Source organism: Streptomyces sp. Qhu_M48 (assembly GCF_051305195.1).
GTDB lineage: Bacteria > Actinomycetota > Actinomycetes > Streptomycetales > Streptomycetaceae > Streptomyces.
Window position 1 is genome coordinate 1,980,953 of the sequence record NZ_CP195432.1, and the last position, 23,776, is coordinate 2,004,728.

Here is a 23,776-nt window from a genome sequence, read left to right on the forward strand (position 1 = left end):
TGCTTACGCCTCCGAAGGTGCGAGGCGCGCGAGCTCCGCCTCGGTGGACTTGAGAAGGTCGTTCCAGGACGCCTCGAACTTCTCGACGCCCTCGTCCTCGAGGAGCTGCACGACCTCGTCGTAGCTGATGCCCAGCTCCTCGATGGCCGCGAGCTCGGCGCGCGAACGGTCGTACGTGCCGCGCACCGTGTCACCGGTGACCTCGCCGTGGTCGGCGGTGGCCTCCAGGGTGGCTTCCGGCATGGTGTTGACCGTGCCGGGGGCGACCAGGTCCACGACGTACAGGGTGTCCTTGTACGCCGGGTCCTTGACGCCGGTCGAGGCCCACAGCGGACGCTGCTTGTTGGCCTGCGCCTTGTCGAGGGCGGCCCAGCGCTCCGAGGAGAAGACCTCCTCGAACGCCTCGTAGGCCAGACGGGCGTTGGCCAGGGCGGCCTTGCCCTTGAGGGCCTTGGCCTCGTCGGTGCCGACGCCGTCCAGGCGCTTGTCGATCTCCGAGTCCACCCGGGACACGAAGAAGGACGCCACCGAGTGGATCCTGGAGATGTCGAGGCCGCGCTCACGGGCCTTCTCCAGACCCGCCAGGTAGGCGTCCATGACCGCGCGGTAGCGCTCCAGCGAGAAGATCAGCGTGACGTTGACGCTGATGCCGAGGCCGATGACCTCGGTGATCGCCGGCAGACCCGCCTTGGTGGCCGGAATCTTGATCAGGGTGTTGGGACGGTCCACCAGCCAGGCCAGCTGCTTGGCCTCGGCGATGGTGGCGGTCGTCTCGTGGGCGAGGCGGGGGTCGACCTCGATGGAGACCCGGCCGTCCTGGCCCTCGGTCGCGTCGAAGACCGGCCGCAGGATGTCGGCGGCGTCGCGGACGTCCGCCGTCGTGATCATGCGGATCGCCTCGTCGACGGTCACCTTGCGGGCGGCGAGCTCGGCGAGCTGCTGCTCGTAGCCGTCACCCGAGGAGATCGCCTTCTGGAAGATCGACGGGTTGGTCGTCACGCCGACCACGTGGCTCTGGTCGAGGAGCTCGGCCAGGTTGCCGGACGTGATCCGCTTGCGCGACAGGTCGTCCAGCCAGATCGCGACGCCTTCGTCGGAGAGGCGCTTGAGAGCGTCTGTCATGAGAATTGCATCTCCAATAAGTCGTACGTATGCGGGTCAGCGCGCGGCGGCGTCGATCGATTCCCGGGCGGCGGCGACGATCGCCTCCGGCGTGAAACCGAACTCGCGGAACAGGACCTTCGCGTCCGCCGAGGCACCGAAGTGCTCCAGCGAGACGATCCGGCCGGCGTCGCCGACGTACCGGTGCCAGGTGAGGCCGATACCGGCCTCGACCGCGACCCGGGCCCTGACCGACGGCGGCAGGACGGAGTCCTTGTACTCCTGCCCCTGCTCCTCGAACCACTCCACCGACGGCATCGAGACCACACGGGTCGGGACACCGGCCGCCTGGAGCTGCTCGCGGGCCTCGACGGCCAGGTGCACCTCGGAGCCCGTGCCGATCAGGACGACCTCGGGCGCGCCGCCCTCGGCCTCGAAGAGCACGTAGCCGCCCTTGACGGTGTCCTCGTTCGGCGCGTAGGTCGGCACACCCTGGCGGGTGAGCGCGAGGCCGTGCGGGGCGCCCTTGCCGAAGACCTTCGTGTGGCGCCGCATGATCTCGCGCCAGGCGATGGCCGTCTCGTTGGCGTCGGCCGGACGGACCACGTTCAGACCCGGGATCGCGCGCAGCGAGGCCAGGTGCTCCACCGGCTGGTGCGTCGGGCCGTCCTCGCCCAGACCGATCGAGTCGTGGGTCCAGACGTACGTGACGGGGAGGTGCATCAGCGCCGACAGCCGCACCGCGTTGCGCATGTAGTCGGAGAACACCAGGAAGGTGCCGCCGTAGACGCGGGTGTTGCCGTGCAGCGCGATGCCGTTCATCTCCGCGGCCATCGAGTGCTCGCGGATGCCGAAGTGGATCGTGCGGCCGTACTTGTCGGCCTCCGGCAGCGGGTTGCCCTCGGGCAGGAACGACGAGTCCTTGTCGATCGTCGTGTTGTTGGAGCCGGCGAGGTCGGCCGAGCCGCCCCACAGCTCCGGGATGACCGCTCCGAGCGCCTTGAGGACCTGGCCCGAGGCGGCGCGGGTGGCGACACCCTTGCCCGGCTCGAAGACCGGGAGCTTCTCGGCCCAGCCGGCCGGCAGCTCGTTCGCCTGCACGCGGTCGAACTCGGCGGCACGCTCCGGGTTGGCCGTACGCCACTCGGCGAGCGACTTCTCCCACGCGGCGCGGGCCTCACGGCCGCGGTCGCCGAGCGCACGGGTGTGCGCGATGACCTCGTCGGAGACCTCGAAGGTCCGCTCCGGGTCGAAGCCGAGGACGCGCTTGGTGGCCGCGATCTCCTCGTCGCCGAGCGCCGAGCCGTGCGCGGCCTCGGTGTTCTGCGCGTTCGGGGCGGGCCAGGCGATGATCGAGCGCATCGCGATGAACGACGGACGCCCGGTCTCGGCCTCGGCGGCCTTGATCGCCGCGTACAGCCCGGCCGGGTCCAGGTCGCCGTTGGCCTGCGGCTCGACGCGCTGGACGTGCCAGCCGTACGCCTCGTACCGCTTCATCGTGTCCTCGGACACGGCCGTCTCGGTGTCGCCCTCGATCGAGATGTGGTTGTCGTCCCACAGCAGGATCAGGTTGCCGAGCTTCTGGTGACCGGCGAGCGAGGACGCCTCCGCGGAGATGCCCTCCTGCAGGCAGCCGTCGCCGGCGATCGCGTAGATCCGGTGGTCGAACGGGGAGGCGCCGGTGGCGGCCTCCGGGTCGAACAGACCGCGCTCGAAGCGGGCGGCCATCGCCATGCCCACGGCGTTGGCGACACCCTGGCCCAGCGGGCCCGTGGTGGTCTCGACGGCGGCGGTGTGGCCGTACTCCGGGTGGCCGGGGGTCTTCGAGCCCCAGGTACGGAAGGCCTTCAGATCGTCCAGCTCAAGACCGAAGCCACCCAGGTACAGCTGGGTGTAGAGGGTCAGGGACGAGTGTCCCGCGGAGAGGACGAACCGGTCGCGCCCGACCCACTCGGGGTCGGCGGGGTCGTGCCGCATCACCTTCTGGAAGAGGGTGTACGCGGCGGGCGCCAGGCTCATCGCCGTACCGGGATGGCCGTTGCCGACCTTCTGTACGGCGTCCGCCGCCAGGATGCGGGCGGTGTCCACCGCGCGCTGGTCCAACTCGGTCCACTCGAGGTCTGTGGTGGTCGGCTTAGTGCTCACCCTGGGTCAGGGCTCCTCTCCACATGTCTGAAGCCGGTGACTGAGGGTGTACCGGCGTTGTCGAGCCTACCCCCGCCGGAACGCCCCTCTTTTCGTGTGCATGCCCCTCACATGAGCGGACACGGCAAGACTGCCGCCGCCCGTGTGACTTCGCCTCCCGAACCGTGTCCACGCCTTGGGACACACCCCTTCAACACGACCCCACCCCCGCGAAGATCGGTGTCTGGGCAACGTCTACAGTGGCGTGGTACGCGCAAGCTTCACCCCGCCTTCATCCGGGGAGCTTGCTGGGAATTTCTCTGTCAGGGGTGTGCGTGACGGCCGTCGAGTCCCGACCCGCAGGGGTCGTCTTGACTCCCAGCCCGGGGGGCCATCGGCCGTTCGGGGCCCGCGTCAAGGCATACGTGGCACTGACCAAGCCGCGGATCATCGAACTGCTGCTCATCACCACCGTCCCGGTGATGTTCCTCGCCGAGCAGGGCGTGCCCGACCTGTGGCTGGTGCTCGCCACCTGCTTCGGCGGCTACCTGTCGGCGGGCGGCGCCAACGCGCTGAACATGTACATCGACCGCGACATCGACGCGCTGATGGACCGCACCTCCCAGCGTCCGCTGGTCACCGGCGTCCTGACCCCGCGCGAGGGCCTGGTCTTCGGCCTCACCCTCGCCGTGGTCTCCACGCTCTGGTTCGGCCTGCTCGTCAACTGGCTCTCCGCCGCCCTCTCGCTCGGCGCGCTCCTCTTCTACGTCGTGGTCTACACGATGATCCTGAAGCGCCGCACCGCACAGAACATCGTCTGGGGCGGCATCGCCGGCTGCCTGCCGGTCCTCATCGGCTGGTCGGCCGTGACCGACTCGATGTCCTGGGCCGCGGTCATCCTCTTCCTCGTCATCTTCTTCTGGACGCCGCCGCACTACTGGCCGCTGTCGATGAAGGTGAAGGACGACTACGCCCGCGCGGGCGTCCCGATGCTGCCCGTCCTCGCCTCCAACAAGGTCGTGGCCAGGCAGATCGTCGCGTACAGCTGGGTGATGGTCGCCGTCTCGCTGCTGCTCACCCCGCTGGGCTACACGGGCTGGTTCTACCTGACCGTGGCGCTGCTGACCGGCGGCTGGTGGCTCTGGGAGGCGCACGCGCTGCTCCACCGCGCGAAGAACGGCGCGACCGGCGTGAAACTCAAGGAGATGCGCCTCTTCCACTGGTCCATCACCTACGTCTCGCTGCTCTTCGTGGCGGTCGCGGTGGACCCCTTCCTCCGCTAGGGGCGCACCGCGGGCGCGCTCCGCTCAGATGATCCGCTCGGCCGACGGCCGGGTCACGTGGGATAGGCCACGTGACCCGGCCGTCGCCAGTCGATCTACCCCTCGGTAGCATCGGTTTCATGGCAGAAACGAAGAACGAAGAGCGCAAGGCGGCCAAGCTCGCCAGGGAGATCCAGGCCTTCTCCAAGGAGCACGGCGGCTCCGAGGGGCACCTCGCGCACATCGGCCAGGCGGGCACCCGGATCGTGCTCGTCGGGACCGACGGCGGCTGGGGCGACCTCGTCGCGCCGACGTACGCGATCGCCGAGAAGGCCGCCGAGAAGGCCGGTCTCACCCTCCACGAGGAGTTCGACGGCGAGTTCGCCGCGAAGGTCGCCACCGGCCCGTACGAGTGGAGCCGGATGGCCGGTATCCAGATCGGCGGACCCTCGGACAGCTGAGGCAACAACCTCGCGCGGGGCTCACCCGTTAGGACGTGTGGAGACGAGAACACGTCCACACAGGGAGCCCCCGAGATGATCGACACGCCGAGCCTGGTGGACCAGTACTGCCACGGGGTGCTCCGCGGGGAGCTCGGCCTCGGCACCTTCGAGGCCCACCTCGGCGCCCAGCTCGGCGGGGGTAGCGCGCTGCCCGCCGCGGGCACCACCTTCTTCGACACCCAGACCGGCTTCGCCGTGCGCCGGTGGTGCCCGCCGCTCCTCGGTCTCGAACCGCACTGCACGCCCGCCCGCTACCTCGCGCGCCGCCGTGAACTCGGTGTCGCCGAAGCGGCCCGGCGCCTGCTCCGGGCCTCCGGGATCGCCACCTACCTGGTCGACACCGGACGCCCCGACGATCTGACCGGGCCCGCCGAACTCGCCGCCGTCGGCGCCGCCGAGGCACACGAGATCGTCCGCCTCGAACCCCTCGCCGAACAGATCGCCGACACCTCGGGAACCGTCGAGGCCTTCCTCGCCAACCTCGCCGAGGCCGTCCACGGGGCCGCCGCCCACGCCGTGGCCTTCGCCTCCGGGGCGGGCGCCCGCCACGGGCTCGCGTACGCCCCCGACCCGCCGGAGCCCGGGGAGGTCCGCCGGGCGGCGGGCCGCTGGCTCGCCGGACGTCCGGCGGGCGAGAGGCTCGGCGACCCCGTCCTGCTGCGGCATCTCCTCTGGACCGCGGTCACCGCGGGACGCCCCCTCCAGCTGCACACCGGGGACCGCGACCCGGCCTCGATCGCCGGCTTCGCCGCCGCCACCACCGGCCTCGGCGCCGACCTGGTGCTGCTGCACTCCTACCCGCACCACCGCGCCGCCGCGCACCTGACCGTCGTACACGCGCACGTGTACGCGGACCTCGGCCCCGTCCTGGTCCACACCGGGGCACGGGCCGCGGCGGTCCTCGCCGAGGTCCTGGAGCGGGCGCCCTTCGGCAAGCTGCTGTTCTCCAGCGGCGCCCACGGGCTGCCCGAGCTCCACGTGGTCGCCGCGAGCGTCTTCCGCACCGCCCTCACGCGAGTGCTCGACGAGTGGGTCATGGACGGCGCCTGGTCCCGTACGGACGCCCAGCGCGTCGCCACGATGATCGCGGCGGACACCGCGCGCCGGGTCTACCGGCTGGACCGGCCCGCCGCCCGACCCCGTCGGTAGCGGGCGGGCACGGCGCGGGCGCGCTCGACGCGGGTGTCAGGCGGTCGCGAGCTGGGGGTCGGCCTGGGCCGGGATGTCCGCCGTCGGGGCGGGGCGCTCGCGCATGCTCAGGGCGAGCCGCAGGACCGCGATCCACATCAGCGAGGAGCCGAGCATGTGGACGGCGACGAGGACCTCGGGGACGCCGGTGAAGTACTGGACGTAACCGATCGCGCCCTGCGCGAGCAGCACCACCAGCAGCTCCCGGGCGCGCGCCCGGGTGTCGAGCGGGGCGTCCACCACGCGCAGCACCAGCCACATCGCCACGGCGAGGGCGCAGACGACCCAGGCGGAGACGGCGTGGACGTGGGCGGCGTCGGTCCAGTCCCACGGCATGCGCGGCACGTCGCTGCTGTCGCCGGCGTGCTTGCCGGCGCCGGTCACCGTCGTGCCGGCCGCGATCAGCAGACCCGAGGCGACGGTGATCGCCCAGGACAGCCTGCGGACCGGGCGCGGCACGCGCGGGCGGGGGGCGGTGTCGCCCTCGCCGGTCCGGTGCCAGGTGATGACGGCGACCGTGAGCAGGGCGTTCGCGGCGAGGAAGTGGCCGGCCACCGTCCACGGGTTGAGGCCCATCCACACCGTGATGCCGCCGATGACGGCGTTGCTCATCACGATCCAGAACTGGGCCCAGGCGAGCCGGGTGAGGCCGCGCCGCCAGGGCTTGGTGGACCGGGCGGCGATGATCGCCCAGCCCACGGCAGCCGACAGGACGTACGTCAGCATCCGGTTGCCGAACTCGATCATGCCCCGGTAGCCCTGCTCGGGCGTCACGATCAGGCTGTCGTCGGTGCACTTGGGCCAGGTGTCGCAGCCGAGACCGGAACCGGTCAGCCGGACCGCGCCGCCCGTGACGATGATGAGGACGCTCATCACGACGGCGGAGAGCGCGGCGCGCCGGAGCGTCCGGGGGGACGGGGTCCAGCGCCTGGCGATGGAGGCGAGGGGGGTCAGCACGCGCCCTATCGTAGGCCGGGGCTTGTGCACGCTTTCACGAGGGGTGCCTTGTCGGGAAACGTCACCCTCTGGGACCCCTCGGCTACTCCCAGCGGAAGAACTTCGCCGCCGCGCCCAGGCCGAGCACCGCCCAGGCCGCCAGGGTCAGCGCGTCGCCCCAGGGCAGCGACGCGCCGTCCTGGAGGATCGCCCGCAGGCCGTCCGAGAGGGCGGAGATCGGGAGCAGCTCCAGGACCGAGCGGGCCGCGTCCGGGAACCTCTCCAGCGGGACGATGACCCCGCCGCCCACCAGGAGCAGCAGGAAGACCAGGTTCGCGGCGGCCAGGGTGGCCTCCGCCTTCAGCGTGCCCGCCATCAGCAGGCCGAGGCCGGAGAAGGCGGCCGTGCCGAGCAGCAGGAGCAGCAGCACGGAGAGCACGCCCGTGAAGGTCGCGGCCCCGTGCGGGGACCAGCCGAGACCGAGCGCGATCGCCGTCAGGAGCGCGATCTGGAGGACCTCGGTGACCATGACGGCGAGCGTCTTGGACGTCATCAGCGCCCAGCGGGGGAGCGGTGAGGCGCCGAGGCGCTTGAGCACCCCGTACCGCCGCTCGAAACCGGTCGCGATGGCCTGGCCCGTGAAGGCGGTCGACAGGACGGCGAGGGCCAGGACGCCGGGGGCGAGGAAGTCGACGGCCTTGCCGGAGCCGCCCGACTGAGAGACAGGCACGGTGACGATGTCGACGGTGGAGAAGAGCACCAGGAGCAGGGACGGGATGATCACCGTGAGCAGGAGCTGCTCGCCGTTGCGCAGCAGCATCCGGGTCTCCAGCGCCGTCTGCGCCGCGATCATCCGGCCGACGGGGGCGGCGCCCGGCTTCGGGGTGTACGTACCAGTGCTCACGACCGCAGATCCTTGCCCGTCAGTTCGAGGAAGACGTCCTCGAGGGTGTGGCGCTCGACGGAGATGCCGTCGGGCATGACGCCGTGCTGGGCGCACCAGCCGGCGACCGTGGCGAGCAGCTGCGGGTCGACGGCGCCGGTGATCCGGTACGTGCCCGGGAGCGGCTCCGCCGCGGCCGTGCCGTCGGGCAGCGCCTTGAGCAGGGAGCCCAGGTCGAGTCCGGCGCGCCCGGTGAAGCGCAGGGTGTTCTCGGCGCCGCCCCGGCACAGCTCCTCGGGGCTGCCCTGGGCGGCGATCCGGCCGGCGTCGACGATGGCGACGTCGTCGGCGAGCTCCTCGGCCTCCTGCATGAAGTGGGTGGTGAGGACGGTGGTCACCCCGTCGGCGCGCAGCTCGCGCACGAGGTCCCAGGTGGCGTGGCGGGCCTGCGGGTCGAGTCCGGCGGTCGGCTCGTCGAGGAAGACGAGTTCCGGGCGGCCGACGACGGCCATGGCGAGCGCGAGGCGCTGCTGCTGGCCGCCGGAGAGGCGCCGGTAGGTGGTGCGGCCGCAGGAGCCGAGGCCGAGCCGCTCGATCAGGGCGCCCACGTCCAGCGGGTGGGCGTGCAGCTTCGCCATGTGGCGGAGCATCTCGTCGGCGCGGGCGCCGGAGTAGACGCCGCCGGACTGGAGCATCACGCCGATCCGGGGGCGCAGCGCCGCCGCGTCGGCGACCGGGTCGAGGCCGAGGACGCGGACGGTGCCGCCGTCGGGCCTGCGGTAGCCCTCGCAGGTCTCGATGGTGGTGGTCTTGCCGGCCCCGTTGGGTCCGAGGACGGCGGTGACGGTGCCCGCCCGTACGTCGAGGTCGAGGCCGTCGACGGCGGTCTTGGTGCCGTACCGCTTGACCAGGCCGCGGACCTGGACGACGGACTCGACGGACGTGTTTCGCATGCCGGGAAGTCTAGAGAGGGGGCGGAGGCCCTCCGGTGGGGGGCCGGTTTCTTTCTTTCTCCCGATCCTCGCCGGAAAGGCGGTTTCCGGGGATCCGGGACGCGGCGCGGGCGTCGCCGCGCCGGGTGGCATCGCGGGCCGCGGAGCGCCCGTGGCCTGCGCGTACGGGGTCGCGGGGCGGCCGGAGGGGAGCTCTGATTCGTCCCACGAATGATCATTTCCGCAGGTCAGGTAAGCCTTACCTGAGTGACGCACGGCACCGTCGCCGCCGTGGACGTCGCTTGTCAGTCCGAGATTAATTACGCAACAATGGCGTTGTGAAAAACGTTGGCGCGGCTCCGGTGGAGGAACTCGCGACCCGTGAGCGTTCGACGCGCAACCGGGTCGCACGGTCGATCCTGGACCACGGGCCGTCGACCGTCGCCGACCTCGCCGGGCGGCTCCGCCTCACCCAGGCGGCCGTCCGCCGCCATCTCGACTCGCTGGTCGCGGAGAACGTGGTCGAGGCCCGCGACCAGCGCGTCTACGGCGCCCGCGCCCGAGGCCGCCCCGCGAAGGTCTTCGCGCTCACCGACTACGGCCGGGACGCCTTCGACCAGTCGTACGACTCCCTCGCCGTCGAGGCGCTCCGCTGGATCGAGCGCAACGCCGGAGGGGAGGCGGCCGTGGCCGCCTTCGCCCGCGACCGGATCGAGGCCCAGGCGGACGCCTACCGCGAGGCGGTCGAGGCCGTGGAGCCGGAGCGGCGGGTCGAGGCGCTTGCCAAGGCGCTGACCGCCGACGGGTACGCTGCCACTGCGCGGAACGCGCCGGTCGGCGAGCAGCTCTGCCAGCACCACTGCCCGGTCGCCCACGTCGCCGAGCAGTATCCACAGCTGTGCGAGGCGGAGACGGAGTTCTTCTCCCGCCTCCTGGGAACACACGTCCAGCGGCTGGCCACCATCGCGCATGGTGACGGCGTCTGCACCACGTTCATCCCGCACGGCGCTCCACAGACCACCGAATCAGCATCCGCAAGTACGGCCGGGAGGAACCCCGCATGACCACCGAGATCAGCCACCCCGAGCTCGAGGGCCTGGGTCGGTACGAGTACGGCTGGGCCGACTCCGACGCCGCCGGCGCCACCGCCAAGCGCGGTCTGAACGAGGACGTCGTCCGCGACATCTCCTCGAAGAAGAACGAGCCCGAGTGGATGCTGAAGCTGCGTCTCAAGGGTCTGCGTCTCTTCGGCAAGAAGCCCATGCCGACCTGGGGCTCCGACCTCTCCGGCATCGACTTCGACAACATCAAGTACTTCGTGCGCTCCACCGAGAAGCAGGCCGCTTCCTGGGAGGACCTGCCCGAGGACATCAAGAACACGTACGACAAGCTCGGCATCCCCGAGGCGGAGAAGCAGCGCCTCGTCGCCGGTGTCGCCGCCCAGTACGAGTCCGAGGTCGTCTACCACCAGATCCGTGAGGACCTGGAGGAGCAGGGCGTCATCTTCGTCGACACCGACACCGCGCTGAAGGAGCACGAGGAACTCTTCCGCGAGTACTTCGGCACCGTCATCCCGGTCGGCGACAACAAGTTCGCCTCCCTGAACACGGCCGTGTGGTCCGGCGGCTCGTTCATCTACGTGCCGAAGGGCGTGCGGGTCGAGATCCCGCTCCAGGCCTACTTCCGTATCAACACGGAGAACATGGGCCAGTTCGAGCGGACGCTGATCATCGTCGACGAGGACGCCTACGTCCACTACGTCGAGGGCTGCACCGCCCCGATCTACTCCTCGGACTCGCTGCACAGCGCCGTCGTCGAGATCATCGTGAAGAAGGGCGGCCGCTGCCGCTACACGACCATCCAGAACTGGTCGAACAACGTCTACAACCTGGTGACCAAGCGCGCCGTCGCCTACGAGGGCGCCACCATGGAGTGGGTCGACGGCAACATCGGCTCCAAGGTCACCATGAAGTACCCGGCCGTCTACCTGATGGGCGAGCACGCCAAGGGCGAGACGCTCTCCATCGCCTTCGCGGGCGAGGGCCAGCACCAGGACGCCGGCGCCAAGATGGTCCACATGGCCCCGAACACCTCCTCCAACATCGTCTCCAAGTCGGTGGCGCGAGGCGGCGGCCGCACCTCCTACCGCGGTCTCATCGAGATCGGCGAGGGCGCCCCCGGTTCCAAGTCGAACGTGCTCTGCGACGCGCTGCTCGTCGACACGATCTCCCGCTCCGACACGTACCCCTACGTGGACGTGCGCGAGGACGACGTCTCCATGGGCCACGAGGCGACCGTCTCCAAGGTCTCCGAGGACCAGCTCTTCTACCTGATGAGCCGCGGCCTCACCGAGTTCGAGGCCATGGCGATGATCGTCCGCGGCTTCGTCGAGCCCATCGCCAAGGAACTCCCGATGGAGTACGCCCTGGAGCTCAACCGGCTGATCGAGCTGCAGATGGAGGGCTCGGTGGGCTGACGCCCCCCGTCCCCGCAGCGACCGACTCCGTACGTACGTAGGAAGAGAGCAACACAACAGCCATGGCTGAGGCTCAGAACATCCCGGCGGGTTCCACCACCGCCGGCTCGATCGCGGTGGCCGCCGAGTCCACCGTCGCCACGCGCATGAGCGCGCCCCCGTCCTTCGACGTCGCGGACTTCCCCGTCCCGCACGGTCGCGAGGAGGAGTGGCGGTTCACGCCGCTCGCGCGCCTCCGCGGCCTGCACGACGGCACCGCCGTCGCCACGGGCGAGGGCGTCAAGGTCGAGATCGAGGCCCCCGAGGGCGTCACGGTGGAGACCGTCGGCCGCGAGGACGAGCGCCTCGGCAAGGCCGGCAAGCCGGTCGACCGCGTCGCCGCCCAGGCGTACTCCTCCTTCGAGAAGGCCTCGGTCGTCACCGTCGCCAAGGAGGCCGTCCTCACCGAGCCGATCCGCATCGCGGTGCACGGCCAGGGCGGGGTCGCCTTCGGCCACCAGGTGATCGAGCTCGGTGCGTTCGCCGAGGCCGTCGTGGTCATCGACCACACCGGCGACGCGGTGCTCGCCGCCAACGTCGACTACGTCCTCGGTGACGGCGCCAAGCTCACCGTCGTCTCCGTCCAGGACTGGGACGAGAAGGCCGTCCACGTCGCCCAGCACAACGCGCTGGTCGGCCGTGACGCCTCCTTCAAGTCCGTCATCGTCACCTTCGGCGGCGACGTCGTCCGTATCCACCCGCGGGTGGCGTACGCGGCCCCCGGCGGCGAGGCCGAGCTGTTCGGCCTGTACTTCACCGACGCGGGCCAGCACCAGGAGCACCGCCTCCTGGTCGACCACAACACCCCGCACTGCAAGTCCAACGTGGCCTACAAGGGCGCGCTGCAGGGCCAGGACGCGCACGCCGTCTGGATCGGCGACGTGCTGATCCAGGCCGCCGCCGAGGGCACGGACTCGTACGAGCTCAACCGGAACCTGGTCCTCACGGACGGCGCCCGGGTCGACTCCGTACCGAACCTGGAGATCGAGACCGGCGAGATCGCCGGCGCCGGTCACGCCTCGGCCACCGGTCGCTTCGACGACGAGCAGCTCTTCTACCTGATGTCCCGCGGCATCCCGGCGCCCGAGGCCCGTCGCCTCGTCGTCCGCGGCTTCTTCGCGGAGCTCGTCCAGCAGATCGGTCTGCCGGACGTCGAGGAGCGCCTGCTCGCCAAGATCGAGGCCGAGCTGGAGGCCTCCGTCTGATGGCCTTCGTCCGAGTCTGCACGCTGAGCGAGCTGGAGGCCGACACCCCGAAGCGGGTCGAGGTCGACGGCACGCCGGTGTCGGTCGTGCACACCGAGGGCGAGGTGTTCGCGATCAACGACATCTGCTCGCACGCGAACGTCTCCCTCTCGGAGGGCGAGGTCGAGGACTGTGCCATCGAGTGCTGGCTGCACGGCTCCAGCTTCGACCTCCGCACCGGTAAGCCCTCCGGCCTTCCCGCGACGCGCCCCGTCCCCGTATACCCCGTAAAGATCGAAGGGGACGATGTGCTCGTCTCCGTCACCCAGGAGTCCTGAGTCACCCATGGCAACGCTTGAAATCCACGACCTGCACGTCTCCGTCGACGCGGAGAACGGCCCCCGCGAGATCCTCAAGGGTGTCGACCTGACCATCAAGCAGGGCGAGACCCACGCCGTCATGGGCCCCAACGGCTCCGGCAAGTCGACCCTGGCCTACTCCCTCGCCGGTCACCCGAAGTACACGATCACCAGCGGCACCGTCACCCTCGACGGTGAGGACGTCCTGGAGATGTCGGTCGACGAGCGCGCCCGCGCCGGCGTCTTCCTGGCCATGCAGTACCCGGTCGAGGTCCCCGGTGTCTCGGTCTCCAACTTCCTGCGCACCTCCGCCACCGCCGTCCGCGGCGAGGCGCCCAAGCTGCGCACCTGGGTGAAGGAGGTCAAGTCCGCGATGGAGCAGCTCCAGATGGACCCGGCCTTCGCCGAGCGCAACGTCAACGAGGGCTTCTCCGGCGGTGAGAAGAAGCGCCACGAGATCCTGCAGCTGGAGCTCCTCAAGCCGAAGATCGCGATCCTCGACGAGACCGACTCGGGCCTCGACGTCGACGCCCTGCGCGTCGTCTCCGAGGGCGTCAACCGCGTGCGCGAGACCGGCGAGGTCGGCACCCTGCTGATCACCCACTACACGCGCATCCTGCGCTACATCAAGCCCGACTTCGTGCACGTCTTCGCGAACGGCCGCATCGCCGAGTCCGGCGGCGCCGAGCTCGCCGACGTCCTGGAGAACGAGGGCTACGACAAGTACGTGAAGGGTGGCGCGTCCGCGTGACTTCTGCCCATCAGGGGCTCTCCGGCCTCCTCGACACCGAGGCGATCCGCAAGGACTTCCCGCTCCTGGATCGCGTGGTCCACGACGGCAAGAAGATCGTGTACCTCGACTCCGCGGCGACCTCGCAGAAGCCGCGGCAGGTCCTCGACGCGCTCAACACGTACTACGAGCGTCACAACGCCAACGTCCACCGCGGCGTCTACACGGTCGCCGAGGAGGCGACGGCGCTGTACGAGGGCGCCCGCGACAAGGTCGCGGCCTTCATCAACGCGCCGAGCCGCGACGAGGTCATCTTCACGAAGAACGCCTCCGAGTCGCTCAACCTCGTGGCCAACATGCTGGGCTGGGCCGACGAGCCCTACCGCGTGGACCACGAGACCGAGATCGCCATCACGGAGATGGAGCACCACTCCAACATCGTGCCGTGGCAGCTGCTCTCGCAGCGCACGGGCGCGAAGCTGAAGTGGTTCGGCCTCACCGACGACGGCCGTCTCGACCTCTCGAACATCGAAGAGGTCATCACCGAGAAGACCAAGATCGTCTCCTTCACGCTGGTGTCGAACCTGCTGGGCACGGTCAACCCGGTCGAGGCGATCATCCGGCGTGCCCAGGAGGTCGGTGCGCTCGTCTGCATCGACGCCTCCCAGGCGGCCCCGCACATGGTGCTGGACGTGCAGGCGCTCCAGGCCGACTTCGTGGCCTTCACCGGCCACAAGATGTGCGGCCCGACCGGCATCGGCGTGCTGTGGGGACGGCAGGAGCTCCTGGAGGACCTGCCGCCGTTCCTCGGTGGCGGCGAGATGATCGAGACCGTCTCGATGCACTCCTCGACGTACGCGCCGGCTCCGCACAAGTTCGAGGCGGGTACGCCCCCGATCGCCCAGGCCGTCGGCCTCGGCGCGGCCGTGGACTACCTGTCGGCGATCGGCATGGAGAACATCGCGCGCCACGAGCACGCGATCACCGAGTACGCCGTCCGGCGCCTCCAGGAGGTTCCGGACCTGCGGATCATCGGCCCCACCACGGCCGAGGACCGCGGCGCGGCGATCTCCTTCACGCTCGGCGACATCCACCCGCACGACGTGGGCCAGGTCCTCGACGAGGAGGGCATCGCGGTCCGGGTCGGCCACCACTGCGCGAGGCCGGTCTGCCTGCGGTACGGAATTCCTGCGACCACGCGGGCGTCGTTCTATCTGTACTCCACCCCGGCCGAGGTCGACGCCCTGGTCGCGGGACTCGAGCACGTACGGAACTTCTTCGGGTAGGGGCTTGGTCGTGAAGCTTGATTCGATGTACCAGGACGTCATCCTGGACCACTACAAGCACCCGCACGGGCGCGGTCTTCGGGACGGCGACGCCGAGGTGCACCACGTCAATCCGACGTGCGGCGACGAGATCACGCTCCGCGTCAAGTACGACGGCTCGCGCATCGAGGACGTGTCGTACGAGGGTCAGGGCTGCTCCATCAGCCAGGCCTCGGCGTCCGTTCTCAACGAGCTGCTCGTCGGCAAGGAGCTGGCCGAGGCGCAGAAGATCCAGGGCACCTTCCTGGAGCTGATGCAGTCCAAGGGCCGGATCGAGCCGGACGACGCGATGGAGGAGATCCTGGAGGACGCGGTCGCGTTCGCCGGAGTCTCCAAGTACCCGGCCCGTGTGAAGTGCGCGCTGCTCAGCTGGATGGCGTGGAAGGACGCGACCGCCCAGGCGCTGGGCGAGGGCGACCAGAAGTCTGTGAGGAAGTCGGCATGACCGAGAACGCCGAGGCCACGATGAAGCCGGCCTCCGAGGAAGAAGTCCGTGAGGCGCTGTACGACGTCGTCGACCCCGAGCTGGGCATCGACGTCGTCAACCTGGGCCTGATCTACGGCATCCACATCGACGACGCGAACATCGCGACGCTGGACATGACCCTGACGTCGGCGGCCTGCCCGCTGACCGATGTGATCGAGGACCAGGCGAAGTCCGCGACGGACGGCATCGTCAGCGAACTGAAGATCAACTGGGTCTGGATGCCCCCGTGGGGCCCGGACAAGATCACGGACGACGGCCGCGAGCAGCTGCGCGCGCTCGGCTTCAACGTCTGAGATCCGATCACGTGAGACGGCCGCACCCCTCGGGGTGCGGCCGTTCCGCTTCTCCGTACGGTCGGCTCCTCCGTACGGTCAGAGGGTTCCTGCGGCCCGGGCGAGGTCCGGGGCCAGGTTCTCCTTGCGGATGCGCTGGTCCACGTAGAGCAGGGCGGTGACCAGGGGCGGGAAGACCGAGATGATCGCCTGGCTGATCAGCTGGCCGAGGACGAGGAACGTGAGGACGAGCGCCAGGGAGGCCACCACCGCGGTGGAGTCCTCGCCCGAGAAGTCGGTGGCCGCCAGCGGGGTCGACGCCAGCATGGACAGGACCTGCTGGATCAGCATGCCGACCACGGAGGCCATGATCCCGGCGGCCAGGACGCAGCCGAAGACGCGCCACCAGTCGCCGCGGACCAGCCGCGAGGAGCGGCGCATCGAGTCGACCGCGCCCTGCCCTTCCATGACGGCCGCCGCCGGGGCCAGGCTGAACTTGACCCAGATCCACAGCGCGAGCGGGATGAGGAGCAGCGCGCCCAGGATCATCACCAGCGGCAGGGCGTACGTGCGGTCGTCGGTGCCGAGCAGGGCGACGAAGAGGCCGATGAAGGCCGCGGCGAACAGGGCGAACGGGACCATCAGGGCCAGGCTCGTCAGGAACACCGTGCCGAACACGGCGGGCATCCGGGACCAGGAGCGGCGCCAGATCGCGCCGAAGGTCGTGGGCCGGCCGAGGACCGCCTCCTGGACCACGGCGGGACAGGCCGCCGCCACCAGGGCACTGGCGCAGAGCATCGCGATCATGCCCACCAGCCAGACGCAGGCGAACGCGACGATCAGCGGTCGGAGGTCGTCCCCGTGCGGCTCCTGCCCCTCGGGCAGGTCGAACACGGCGGGCAGGGTGTCGCCGACGGCCGCGTACGCGATGCCGATCGCCGCTCCGACGACCACCAGGGCGCCGAGGTAGGCGACCGAGGCCACACCGAGGAGCTGCTTCCAGTAGCGGCCGATGGTGGCGAAGGCGCCGGTCAGGATCGCGCTGAAGCCGAGCGGTGCCAGGGGTATCACGCCGGGCTTCGGCGGCGGGGGCGGCGGCGGGTAGCCGTAGCCGTAGCCGTAGCCGTAGGGCGGCGGCCCCGGGGGAATCGTCATGCGGGACACCGTATCGGGCCATGATGTGTACGGCCGTACGCATCGTTGTGTACGCTCGTACGCATGGGATACGGACTGCTCGCGGGTGCCATCGTGGCGGAGCTCCTCGCCACCACCTCCATGAAGTACAGCGAGGGCTTCACCAAGCTCTGGCCCTCGATCGTCACCGGGGTGGGCTACGTCATCGCCTTCGCCCTCCTCGCCCAGGCCATCAAGACGCTCCAGGTCGGCACCGCGTACGCCATCTGGGCCGGCGTCGGCACCGCCGCCATCGCCGCCATAGGCGTCCTCTTCCTCGGCGAGACCCTCAGCCTCGCCAAGGTCGCCGGGATCCTCCTCATCGTCGTCGGGGTCGTCGTCCTCAACCTGGGCGGCGCCCACTGATGGCCCGCGCCCGCCGCCACGACCCCGAACGCCGGGACCGGATCGTCGACGCGGCCCTCCGCGTCGCCGGGCGGTCCGGGATCGCCGGGCTGAGCCACCGCACCGTCGCCGCCGAGGCGGACGTGCCGCTCGGCTCGACCACGTACCACTTCGCCTCCCTCGACGAACTCCTCGTCGCCGCCCTCCGCAAGGCCAACGGGGACTTCGAGCGGCTGCTCCGCGAGAACCCCTCCCTCAGCGCGCCGGACAGCGACCTCGCGGACGCGCTCGCCCGCCTCATGGGGGAGTGGATGAGCGGCGACCGCGCGCGTGTGGAGCTGGAGTACGAGCTCTACCTCGCCGCCCTCCGCCGCCCCGCGCTCCGCCCGGTCGCCGCCGAATGGGCCGAGACCGTCGTCGCCGTCCTCGCCTGCCGTACCGACCCGGCCACCGCCCGCGCCCTGGTCGCCCTCGTCGACGGCATCTGCCTCCAGTCCCTGCTCACCGGGGGCGCGTACGACGAGGGGTACGCGCGCGAGATGCTGGCCCGCCTCCTGAACGAAGAACCTGAACCCTCCCCTCCGGCCTCGTCGGAACCGCCCACCGGCTCGACCGACACCTGAGACCGGTTGGCCCGCGCGGGGCCCCGCCGGTTAGGTTTTCCGTCATGACCACTGCTCCTCGCACCACCGGCGCCGTCGCCGCCGGCCTCGCCACCCTCTCCGGCGACGGCACCGTTCTCGACACCTGGTTCCCCGCCCCCGAGCTGACCGAGGCGCCCGGCCCCGCCGGCACCGAGCGGCTCACCCCCGACGAGGCCGTGAACGCCCTCGGCGAGGGCGCCGCCAAGGCCCTCGGCGTGGACGCCCGCCGGGGCGTCGAGGTGGTCGCCGTCCGTACCGTCATCGCCTCGCTCGACGAGAAGCCGCTCGACGCCCACGACGCCTACCTCCGGCTGCACCTGCTCAGCCACCGGCTGGTCAAGCCGCACGGCCAGAGCCTCGACGGCGTCTTCGGCCTCCTCGCCAACGTCGCCTGGACCTCGCTCGGTCCGGTCGCCGTCGACGACATCGAGCGCGTCCGCCTCAACGCGCGCGCCGAGGGCCTGCACCTCCAGGTGACCTCGATCGACAAGTTCCCGCGCATGACCGACTACGTCGTGCCCGCCGGGGTCCGCGTCGCCGACGCCGACCGCGTCCGCCTCGGCGCCCACCTCGCCGCCGGCACCACCGTCATGCACGAGGGCTTCGTCAACTTCAACGCCGGCACCCTCGGCACCTCCATGGTCGAGGGCCGCATCTCCGCCGGCGTCGTCGTCGGCGACGGCTCCGACATCGGCGGCGGCGCCTCCACCATGGGCACCCTCTCGGGCGGCGGCAACGTCGTCATCTCGATCGGCGAGCGCTGCCTGATCGGCGCCGAGGCCGGTGTCGGCATCGCCCTGGGCGACGAGTGCGTCGTCGAGGCCGGTCTGTACGTCACGGCCGGCACCCGGGTGACGATGCCCGACGGCGAGATCGTGAAGGCCCGCGACCTCTCCGGCGCCTCGAACATCCTCTTCCGCCGCAACTCGGTGACCGGCGCCGTCGAGGCCCGCCCGAACAACGCGGTCTGGGGCGGCCTGAACGAGGTCCTGCACAGCCACAACTGATCCACCGGCGACGGTCCACCGCCCCGCCCGGCCCTGAACGGCCGGCGGGGCGGTCGGCTGTCGCCGACGACATCCCGCCACGCTTCCGCCACACGACAACCGATGCGGTGACTCTGCGTTAACAGGATGGAGCGCAGGGTTCCAATCAGCAGGCAAGGCGAGGAGTCGACATGAGGACCAAGCCCACGGTCGCCGCAGTGCTCACGGTGGCGGCGGTTCTGCTGCCGGCCGGGACGGCCGCAGCGGACGAGACGCACAGCCACTCGCACAACGGGCCGAACGTCTCCCTGATCTCCACCGGGCAGATCGACGATCCCCTGGAGGACGTCCTGGAGCACGCGGCGATCCTCGGACGGACCTACACGAGCGACTCCGCCTGATCCGACAGGACCAGCGCCTCGAACAACCCCCGCAGCCCGTCGGCCGTCTCCCGGTCGGCGGGCTGCAGCGGTTCACGGACCGGGCCGCCCAGCAGCGCCTTGACGGTCACCGTGCCGGGCAGGCCTCCGGCCATCATCCGCTCGGCGAGCGGCAGGAGCCGGGCGTTGAGCCGGGCCGCCTCCGCCGTGTCGCCCGCGTCGAAGGCGTCGAGGACGGCCCGCAGCTGACGGGGCGCCACGTTCGCCACCGTACTGACATAGCCGGCGCCGCCGACCGCGTACAGCGGCAGGTTCAGCTCCTCGCAGCCCGAGTAGTACGCGAGCGAGGTCTCCGCGATCACCCGGGCCGAGCCCAGCAGGTCGTACGCGCAGTCCTTCACCGCCACGATCCGCGGGTGCTCGGCGAGCCGCAGCAGCGTCGCGGGCTCGACGCGCGTGCCGGTGCGGCCGGGGATGTCGTAGACCATCACCGGCAGCGCGGTGGCGTCCGCGACCTTCCGGAAGTGGGCCTCCACGGCCGGCTGCGGCGGGCGGCTGTAGTACGGGGTGACGACGAGCAGTCCGTCCGCGCCCGCCCGCTCCGCCTGGCGGGCCAGCTCGGCGGTGTGCCGGGTGTCGGCGGTGCCGACGCCCGCGACGACCGAGGCGGCGGGCCCGACGGCCTCCCGGACCGCCCGGACGAGCGCCGCCTTCTCGGCGTCGGTGGTGGTCGGCGACTCGCCGGTGGTGCCGTTCAGGACCAGACCGTCACAGCCCTCGGCGACGAGCCGGGCGGCGAGCTCGCCCGCCCGGTCGAGGTCGAGCGCGCCGGCGGGGGTGAACGGGGTGATCATCGCGCAGAGCGCGCGGCCGAAAGGGCGTGCGGTGGTCATTCCGGAAGTCTGGGCGGAGCGGACGGTAAAGGTCCACTTAGATCTGCTTCGGCCGAAAGGTCACCGTCGCTTAAGCGTGCCGGTCCGGCATGATCGACGGACCCGACGTGCGGGTCAACGCGGTCGCGCCCGGCCTCATCGACACCCCCTGGTTCGACGGCGTCGACTGCGCCGACGCGGCCAAGGCGCGCGGGGCGGACGTCGTTCCGCCGCGCCGGCTCGGCCGGGCCGAGGACATCGCCGGGGCCGTCCACAACCTCGCCCACGCCTCGTACATCACGGGTGGGGTGCCGCTCCTCGACGGCGGCGGGCACCTGCTCGGTGACCCGCCGTCCGAAGGCTCAGAGGGGCAGCTTGAAGCCGTCGTGGCCGCGCGCGAAGCCGAGCGAGGCGTAGAAGCGGTGGGCCTCCGTCCGCCGCTTGTCGCTCGTCAGCTGGACCAGCGAGCAGCCGCGTTCCCGCGCCCGCGCCACGGCCCGCTCCATCAGCTCCCGGCCGAGACCGCCGCCGCGCCGGTCCGCCCTGATCCGGACCGCCTCGATCAGGGCCCGCTCGGCGCCGCCTCTGCCGAGCCCCGGGATGTACGTGGCCTGGAGGCAGCCCAGGACGAGCCCGCCGTCCGTCAGGACCAGCATCTCGTTGCGCGGATCCGCCTCGATGTCCGCGAACGCCCGCTCGTACGCCTCGGTGACGGTGACCGAGGAGGGGTCCACCACCGTCCGCTCGTCGGCCAGGAGGGCGAGGACGGCGGGAAGGTCGGCGCGGGTCGCGGGGCGGAGGGTGAGGTCGCGAAGGATCACGGCGCGAAGTCTCGCACGGCGGCCGGCCTTGACCTCAACCATGGTTGAGGGGGGACGGTGGAGGCATCCGAGGAACAGGAGACCTCCCTGATGGACACCGTCGCCCACCCCGATGCCCGCCCCGACCTCCACCGCCCCGGAGTCGGCCTCGTCCTGGCGAGCACCTGGCGGGTGGCCACCCCCGAGCGCCAGCGGGCGGCCGTAGACGCCATCCGCGAGGCCTGGGAGAGCAGGGAGTGGCCCGACCCCGGACCGCACTCGTACAGCGTCTACACCGGGACCGACGGCGACTCGCTGCTTCACTACTCGCAGTGGACCGGCGAGCAGGCCTACGAGGACTTCCTCCGGACCCACCGCGACGACCGCAACGCCGAGATCGACGCGGCCGTGCCCGGCGTCCGGCGGGTGGCACTCCACCGGTACGCGCCGCCGTACCGCTCCGCCGTCCTCGACGAGCGGAGCGCGGGGGCGGTGCCCGGGGCCGTCGCGCTCGTCGAGGTCGACTTCGACGGGCCGGACGCGGGGCGCCAGAAGGCCTGGGTGGACGCCGTGCTCACCGCCATGGCCGACGACGCGGGGAAGCGGTCGGCCTTCGGCGGGATCGGCGCGCACTTCCATCTGTCCACCGACGGCCGACGGGTCCTGAACCTCGCCGAGTGGGAGAGCGAGCAGGCCCATGTGGAGTGGCAGGCGGAGTACGCCCCGCTCAGCGAGGCCTGGGCACGGGTGCACCACCACCCGGGGCTCGTGGGCAGCCGGGTGCGGCGGTACACGCCCGCGCTCAGCCTGAGCGCGGGCGGGTGACCGGGGCCGGGCGGCGTACTACGGGCGGAAGCGCAGGACCTGCGGGTCGTGGTCGCTGTCCTGGTCGGCGAACTCCGCGTTGATGTGGACGCTGTCGTACTCGAAGTGGCGCACGCCGGGGCTGGTCAGGACCTGGTCGAGGACCTGGCTGTTGCCCTGGTAGACGTACGAGTAGCGCTCGCCGCGCGGCAGCGAGTTCACGGCCGGGTACAGCGCGCCGCCTTCGGTCAGCGCCTTCGTCGTGCCGGAGAACTCGAAGTCGTTGATGTCGCCGACGACCAGCACGTCGGCCTGCTTCTCGACCGCCAGGAGCTGCTTCACGAAGCCGTTGACGGCCTGGGCCTGGAGCAGGCGCTTGGCCTCGGAGGAGCGGTTCGGCGGCTGGTGGTGCGAGACGATGGACTCGTCGCCGCCCTTGGAACCGAAGTGGTTGGCGATCACGAAGACCGTACGGCCGCGGAAGACGAACTCGCCCGCGAGCGGCTTGCGGCTGCTCTCCCAGGCCGTGTTCGCCGGGTCGACGCGGCCGGGCGAGAGGGTCAGCTCGGCGTGGCCCTTGCGGCCCGTCACGGTGGTGGCGGTCGTGGCGTCGGCGCCCGCGCGGTCCGTGAAGGAGACCCGCTCCGGGTTGAAGAGGAAGACCTGACGGATATTGCCGCCGGGCTCGCCGCCGTCCTTGTTGTTCTCCGGGTCGACCGAGCGCCACTCGTACGCCGGACCGCCGGCCGCGAGGATGGCGTCCGTGAACTTCTTCACCGTCTGGTCCGCGGCGACCGTGCCGTCGTTCCTGGCGCCGTTGTTGTCCTGGATCTCCTCCAGGGCGAGGATGTCGGGCGAGGCCAGGTTGTCGACGACGGCCTTCGCGAGCGCGTCGAACTTCTCCTGCGGGTCGCTCGGGTCGAGGTTCTCCACGTTGTACGTGGCCACGGCCAGCTCGTTGCGGTGCTGCCGGTCCGTGGTCTCGCGCTCCAGACCCCGGTCGACGACCGTGCCGAGCGTGCGGGCCGTCAGCGTGTAGCCGCCGAACTGGTTGAAGTCCAGCGGGCCCTCGGTGGTGCCGGTCAGCCGGTCGCCGACGTTCGCCTTGGGGAACGGCTGCTGGGCGATCGGGGTCAGCGACTGGATCTGCAGACGGCCGGTGTTCTGGTCCTCGTACGAGCCGTAGACCGTGCCGCCGCGCCGGTTGCGGTTCTCCCAGGGCTTCACCGTCACCCACAGCTCGGAGTACGGGTCGGTGGCGCCGACCACCCGCGAGGAGCCGATCCGGACGTTGGTGCCCTCCAGGGACTCGTAGTAGTCCAGGGCGTACTCGCGCGGGTTCAGCGTCAGGCCGTTGATCGAGCCCTGGGCGGCCGGGTCGCCCTCCGGGGTGTACCGGGAGGGGACGGACCAGGACGAGATCGTCACCGGGGCCGGGACGGGGTTGCCCTGGGAGACCACCGTGACGACGGGCTTGGAGAGCTGCGTCAGCGACTGGTTGCCGGAGGTCAGGCCGCCGGGCACGTACTCGGTGACCGTGCCGCTCAGGCTGACCGCGTCGCCGACGGCGACCGTCGGGACGGAGCTGGTGAAGACGAAGAGGCCCTCGCTGGTGGCCGGGTTCGCGTCGCCCTCGGGGTCCTGGATCCAGAAACCGCGCGAACCGTAGGTGCGGACGCCGGTGACGACGCCCGTGACGCCGGCGACCTGCTTGCCGACGAGCGGGGAGACGCGGGTCGTGCCCTGGATGTCGTGGATGCGGACGCCCGCCGCGGTGTCCTCGGTGGCGGCGCTCGCGGAACCGGCGAGCAGACCCGCCGCGAGGGCGGAGGCGACGACGGCGGAGACCGCGGCGGATCGCGCGACGGTCCGGCCGGCAGATCTCGGTATGGAGGAAGGCATCAGGGGACTCCGAGGGTGCTTGGAGGAACGGCAGATGAATCTACGCGCGTCAATCTCTTTGCAGAGCGC

25 protein-coding genes and 1 pseudogene are annotated in these 23,776 nt (G+C 71.0%); 17 read left to right on the plus strand and 9 right to left on the minus strand.

What is annotated here, in order from left to right:
* Positions 1–3: 3 nt before the first annotated feature.
* Together tal and tkt are read right to left on the minus strand one after the other, a co-directional pair.
* A complete protein-coding gene (gene tal, locus ACRRSS_RS09215) occupies positions 4–1,122 on the minus strand; it encodes a transaldolase (RefSeq protein ID WP_435970727.1) in 1,119 nt (372 codons plus the stop codon).
* A 36-nt stretch (positions 1,123–1,158) separates the two neighbouring features.
* Positions 1,159–3,246 carry a transketolase gene (tkt, locus tag ACRRSS_RS09220; RefSeq protein ID WP_435970728.1) on the minus strand — a complete coding sequence of 696 codons (2,088 nt, stop codon included), beginning with the start codon at positions 3,244–3,246 and terminating at the stop codon, positions 1,159–1,161.
* Positions 3,247–3,560: 314 nt separating this feature from the next.
* On the opposite strand from tkt, the gene ACRRSS_RS09225 reads away from it, so the two are divergent.
* From ACRRSS_RS09225 to ACRRSS_RS09235, 3 genes are all read left to right on the plus strand, one after another.
* Positions 3,561–4,508: a heme o synthase gene (locus ACRRSS_RS09225; protein ID WP_435970729.1), complete on the plus strand. Its 948-nt coding sequence runs from the start codon at positions 3,561–3,563 to the stop codon at positions 4,506–4,508.
* 119 nt (positions 4,509–4,627) lie between these two features.
* Complete coding sequence (locus tag ACRRSS_RS09230) at positions 4,628–4,948, plus strand: hypothetical protein (RefSeq protein ID WP_435970730.1); 321 nt, start codon at positions 4,628–4,630, stop codon at positions 4,946–4,948.
* 75 nt (positions 4,949–5,023) lie between these two features.
* Entirely contained in the window at positions 5,024–6,139 is a 1,116-nt protein-coding gene (locus ACRRSS_RS09235) for an amidohydrolase (protein WP_435970731.1), read from the plus strand.
* A gap of 36 nt (positions 6,140–6,175) precedes the next feature.
* Here ACRRSS_RS09235 and ACRRSS_RS09240 read toward each other — a convergent pair whose 3' ends face one another.
* The 3 genes from ACRRSS_RS09240 to ACRRSS_RS09250 all read right to left on the minus strand — a co-directional run bounded on the left by ACRRSS_RS09240 (position 6,176) and on the right by ACRRSS_RS09250 (position 8,950).
* Positions 6,176–7,144 (minus strand): COX15/CtaA family protein, encoded by a 969-nt coding sequence (locus ACRRSS_RS09240; protein ID WP_435975286.1) that lies wholly within the window; start codon positions 7,142–7,144, stop codon positions 6,176–6,178.
* Between the two features lie 73 nt (positions 7,145–7,217).
* On the minus strand, positions 7,218–8,018 hold the full coding sequence (locus tag ACRRSS_RS09245) for an ABC transporter permease (RefSeq protein WP_435970732.1): 801 nt from the start codon (positions 8,016–8,018) through the stop codon (positions 7,218–7,220).
* Positions 8,015–8,950, minus strand: coding sequence for an ABC transporter ATP-binding protein (locus ACRRSS_RS09250; protein ID WP_435970733.1), 936 nt, complete (start codon positions 8,948–8,950; stop codon positions 8,015–8,017). The genes ACRRSS_RS09245 and ACRRSS_RS09250 overlap by 4 nt, the downstream gene beginning before the upstream one ends.
* 317 nt (positions 8,951–9,267) lie before the next feature.
* Between ACRRSS_RS09250 and ACRRSS_RS09255 the strand changes: the two genes are divergently transcribed.
* The 8 genes from ACRRSS_RS09255 to ACRRSS_RS09290 all read left to right on the plus strand — a co-directional run bounded on the left by ACRRSS_RS09255 (position 9,268) and on the right by ACRRSS_RS09290 (position 15,822).
* Positions 9,268–9,993, plus strand: coding sequence for a helix-turn-helix transcriptional regulator (locus ACRRSS_RS09255; RefSeq protein ID WP_435970734.1), 726 nt, complete (start codon positions 9,268–9,270; stop codon positions 9,991–9,993).
* Complete coding sequence (gene sufB, locus ACRRSS_RS09260; RefSeq protein ID WP_435970735.1) at positions 9,990–11,405, plus strand: Fe-S cluster assembly protein SufB; 1,416 nt, start codon at positions 9,990–9,992, stop codon at positions 11,403–11,405. The genes ACRRSS_RS09255 and sufB overlap by 4 nt, the downstream gene beginning before the upstream one ends.
* Before the next feature lie 62 nt (positions 11,406–11,467).
* Complete coding sequence (gene sufD / locus ACRRSS_RS09265; protein ID WP_435970736.1) at positions 11,468–12,649, plus strand: Fe-S cluster assembly protein SufD; 1,182 nt, start codon at positions 11,468–11,470, stop codon at positions 12,647–12,649.
* Positions 12,649–12,966 (plus strand): bifunctional 3-phenylpropionate/cinnamic acid dioxygenase ferredoxin subunit, encoded by a 318-nt coding sequence (locus ACRRSS_RS09270; protein WP_351896732.1) that lies wholly within the window; start codon positions 12,649–12,651, stop codon positions 12,964–12,966. The genes sufD and ACRRSS_RS09270 overlap by 1 nt, the downstream gene beginning before the upstream one ends.
* A 7-nt stretch (positions 12,967–12,973) precedes the next feature.
* Positions 12,974–13,738, plus strand: a complete 765-nt coding sequence (gene sufC / locus ACRRSS_RS09275; protein ID WP_435970737.1) for a Fe-S cluster assembly ATPase SufC — start codon at positions 12,974–12,976, stop codon at positions 13,736–13,738.
* Positions 13,735–15,003: a cysteine desulfurase gene (locus tag ACRRSS_RS09280; RefSeq protein ID WP_435970738.1), complete on the plus strand. Its 1,269-nt coding sequence runs from the start codon at positions 13,735–13,737 to the stop codon at positions 15,001–15,003. Before sufC ends, ACRRSS_RS09280 begins: the two co-directional genes overlap by 4 nt.
* Positions 15,004–15,013: 10 nt before the next feature.
* Positions 15,014–15,487: a Fe-S cluster assembly sulfur transfer protein SufU gene (sufU, locus tag ACRRSS_RS09285; RefSeq protein ID WP_435970739.1), complete on the plus strand. Its 474-nt coding sequence runs from the start codon at positions 15,014–15,016 to the stop codon at positions 15,485–15,487.
* Positions 15,484–15,822, plus strand: a complete 339-nt coding sequence (locus ACRRSS_RS09290; RefSeq protein ID WP_073917183.1) for a metal-sulfur cluster assembly factor — start codon at positions 15,484–15,486, stop codon at positions 15,820–15,822. Before sufU ends, ACRRSS_RS09290 begins: the two co-directional genes overlap by 4 nt.
* 78 nt (positions 15,823–15,900) lie before the next feature.
* Here the strand turns inward: ACRRSS_RS09290 and ACRRSS_RS09295 are convergent, their stop codons facing one another.
* Positions 15,901–16,956, minus strand: a complete 1,056-nt coding sequence (locus ACRRSS_RS09295; RefSeq protein WP_435970740.1) for a DUF7847 domain-containing protein — start codon at positions 16,954–16,956, stop codon at positions 15,901–15,903.
* A 63-nt stretch (positions 16,957–17,019) separates the two neighbouring features.
* On the opposite strand from ACRRSS_RS09295, the gene ACRRSS_RS09300 reads away from it, so the two are divergent.
* The 4 genes from ACRRSS_RS09300 (at position 17,020) to ACRRSS_RS09315 (ending at position 19,350) form a co-directional block, all read left to right on the plus strand.
* Positions 17,020–17,340, plus strand: coding sequence for a DMT family transporter (locus tag ACRRSS_RS09300; protein WP_435970741.1), 321 nt, complete (start codon positions 17,020–17,022; stop codon positions 17,338–17,340).
* Positions 17,340–17,942: a TetR/AcrR family transcriptional regulator gene (locus ACRRSS_RS09305; RefSeq protein WP_435970742.1), complete on the plus strand. Its 603-nt coding sequence runs from the start codon at positions 17,340–17,342 to the stop codon at positions 17,940–17,942. Before ACRRSS_RS09300 ends, ACRRSS_RS09305 begins: the two co-directional genes overlap by 1 nt.
* 44 nt (positions 17,943–17,986) lie before the next feature.
* Positions 17,987–18,970 carry a 2,3,4,5-tetrahydropyridine-2,6-dicarboxylate N-succinyltransferase gene (gene dapD / locus ACRRSS_RS09310; RefSeq protein WP_435970743.1) on the plus strand — a complete coding sequence of 328 codons (984 nt, stop codon included), beginning with the start codon at positions 17,987–17,989 and terminating at the stop codon, positions 18,968–18,970.
* Positions 18,971–19,140: 170 nt separating this feature from the next.
* Positions 19,141–19,350, plus strand: coding sequence for a hypothetical protein (locus ACRRSS_RS09315; protein ID WP_351896715.1), 210 nt, complete (start codon positions 19,141–19,143; stop codon positions 19,348–19,350).
* Here the strand turns inward: ACRRSS_RS09315 and dapA are convergent.
* Entirely contained in the window at positions 19,329–20,222 is an 894-nt protein-coding gene (gene dapA / locus ACRRSS_RS09320; RefSeq protein WP_435970744.1) for a 4-hydroxy-tetrahydrodipicolinate synthase, read from the minus strand. The genes ACRRSS_RS09315 and dapA overlap by 22 nt on opposite strands.
* 89 nt (positions 20,223–20,311) lie before the next feature.
* On the opposite strand from dapA, the pseudogene ACRRSS_RS09325 reads away from it, so the two are divergent.
* Positions 20,312–20,524, plus strand: a pseudogene (locus ACRRSS_RS09325) (SDR family oxidoreductase); the annotation flags it as partial.
* Positions 20,525–20,563: 39 nt separating this feature from the next.
* Here ACRRSS_RS09325 and ACRRSS_RS09330 read toward each other — a convergent pair.
* On the minus strand, positions 20,564–21,064 hold the full coding sequence (locus tag ACRRSS_RS09330) for an N-acetyltransferase family protein (RefSeq protein WP_435970745.1): 501 nt from the start codon (positions 21,062–21,064) through the stop codon (positions 20,564–20,566).
* 48 nt (positions 21,065–21,112) lie between these two features.
* Between ACRRSS_RS09330 and ACRRSS_RS09335 the strand changes: the two genes are divergently transcribed.
* Positions 21,113–21,826 carry an antibiotic biosynthesis monooxygenase gene (locus ACRRSS_RS09335; RefSeq protein ID WP_435975287.1) on the plus strand — a complete coding sequence of 238 codons (714 nt, stop codon included), beginning with the start codon at positions 21,113–21,115 and terminating at the stop codon, positions 21,824–21,826.
* Between the two features lie 18 nt (positions 21,827–21,844).
* Here the strand turns inward: ACRRSS_RS09335 and ACRRSS_RS09340 are convergent, their stop codons facing one another.
* On the minus strand, positions 21,845–23,707 hold the full coding sequence (locus ACRRSS_RS09340) for an endonuclease/exonuclease/phosphatase family protein (protein WP_435970746.1): 1,863 nt from the start codon (positions 23,705–23,707) through the stop codon (positions 21,845–21,847).
* Positions 23,708–23,776: the final 69 nt, after the last annotated feature.

Coding starts and splice junctions, on each gene's coding strand:
- sufB (WP_435970735.1), top strand. CDS start 9,990: ATGACCACCGAGATCAGCCACCCCGAGCTCGAGGGCCTGGGTCGGTAC.
- dapD (WP_435970743.1), top strand. CDS start 17,987: ATGACCACTGCTCCTCGCACCACCGGCGCCGTCGCCGCCGGCCTCGCC.
- dapA (WP_435970744.1), bottom strand. CDS start 20,222: ATGACCACCGCACGCCCTTTCGGCCGCGCGCTCTGCGCGATGATCACC.
- ACRRSS_RS09250 (WP_435970733.1), bottom strand. CDS start 8,950: ATGCGAAACACGTCCGTCGAGTCCGTCGTCCAGGTCCGCGGCCTGGTC.
- ACRRSS_RS09330 (WP_435970745.1), bottom strand. CDS start 21,064: ATGGTTGAGGTCAAGGCCGGCCGCCGTGCGAGACTTCGCGCCGTGATC.
- ACRRSS_RS09340 (WP_435970746.1), bottom strand. CDS start 23,707: ATGCCTTCCTCCATACCGAGATCTGCCGGCCGGACCGTCGCGCGATCC.
- ACRRSS_RS09335 (WP_435975287.1), top strand. CDS start 21,113: ATGGACACCGTCGCCCACCCCGATGCCCGCCCCGACCTCCACCGCCCC.
- ACRRSS_RS09230 (WP_435970730.1), top strand. CDS start 4,628: ATGGCAGAAACGAAGAACGAAGAGCGCAAGGCGGCCAAGCTCGCCAGG.
- ACRRSS_RS09270 (WP_351896732.1), top strand. CDS start 12,649: ATGGCCTTCGTCCGAGTCTGCACGCTGAGCGAGCTGGAGGCCGACACC.
- ACRRSS_RS09295 (WP_435970740.1), bottom strand. CDS start 16,956: ATGACGATTCCCCCGGGGCCGCCGCCCTACGGCTACGGCTACGGCTAC.
- tal (WP_435970727.1), bottom strand. CDS start 1,122: ATGACAGACGCTCTCAAGCGCCTCTCCGACGAAGGCGTCGCGATCTGG.
- sufC (WP_435970737.1), top strand. CDS start 12,974: ATGGCAACGCTTGAAATCCACGACCTGCACGTCTCCGTCGACGCGGAG.
- ACRRSS_RS09290 (WP_073917183.1), top strand. CDS start 15,484: ATGACCGAGAACGCCGAGGCCACGATGAAGCCGGCCTCCGAGGAAGAA.
- sufD (WP_435970736.1), top strand. CDS start 11,468: ATGGCTGAGGCTCAGAACATCCCGGCGGGTTCCACCACCGCCGGCTCG.
- ACRRSS_RS09300 (WP_435970741.1), top strand. CDS start 17,020: ATGGGATACGGACTGCTCGCGGGTGCCATCGTGGCGGAGCTCCTCGCC.
- ACRRSS_RS09305 (WP_435970742.1), top strand. CDS start 17,340: ATGGCCCGCGCCCGCCGCCACGACCCCGAACGCCGGGACCGGATCGTC.
- ACRRSS_RS09235 (WP_435970731.1), top strand. CDS start 5,024: ATGATCGACACGCCGAGCCTGGTGGACCAGTACTGCCACGGGGTGCTC.
- ACRRSS_RS09315 (WP_351896715.1), top strand. CDS start 19,141: ATGAGGACCAAGCCCACGGTCGCCGCAGTGCTCACGGTGGCGGCGGTT.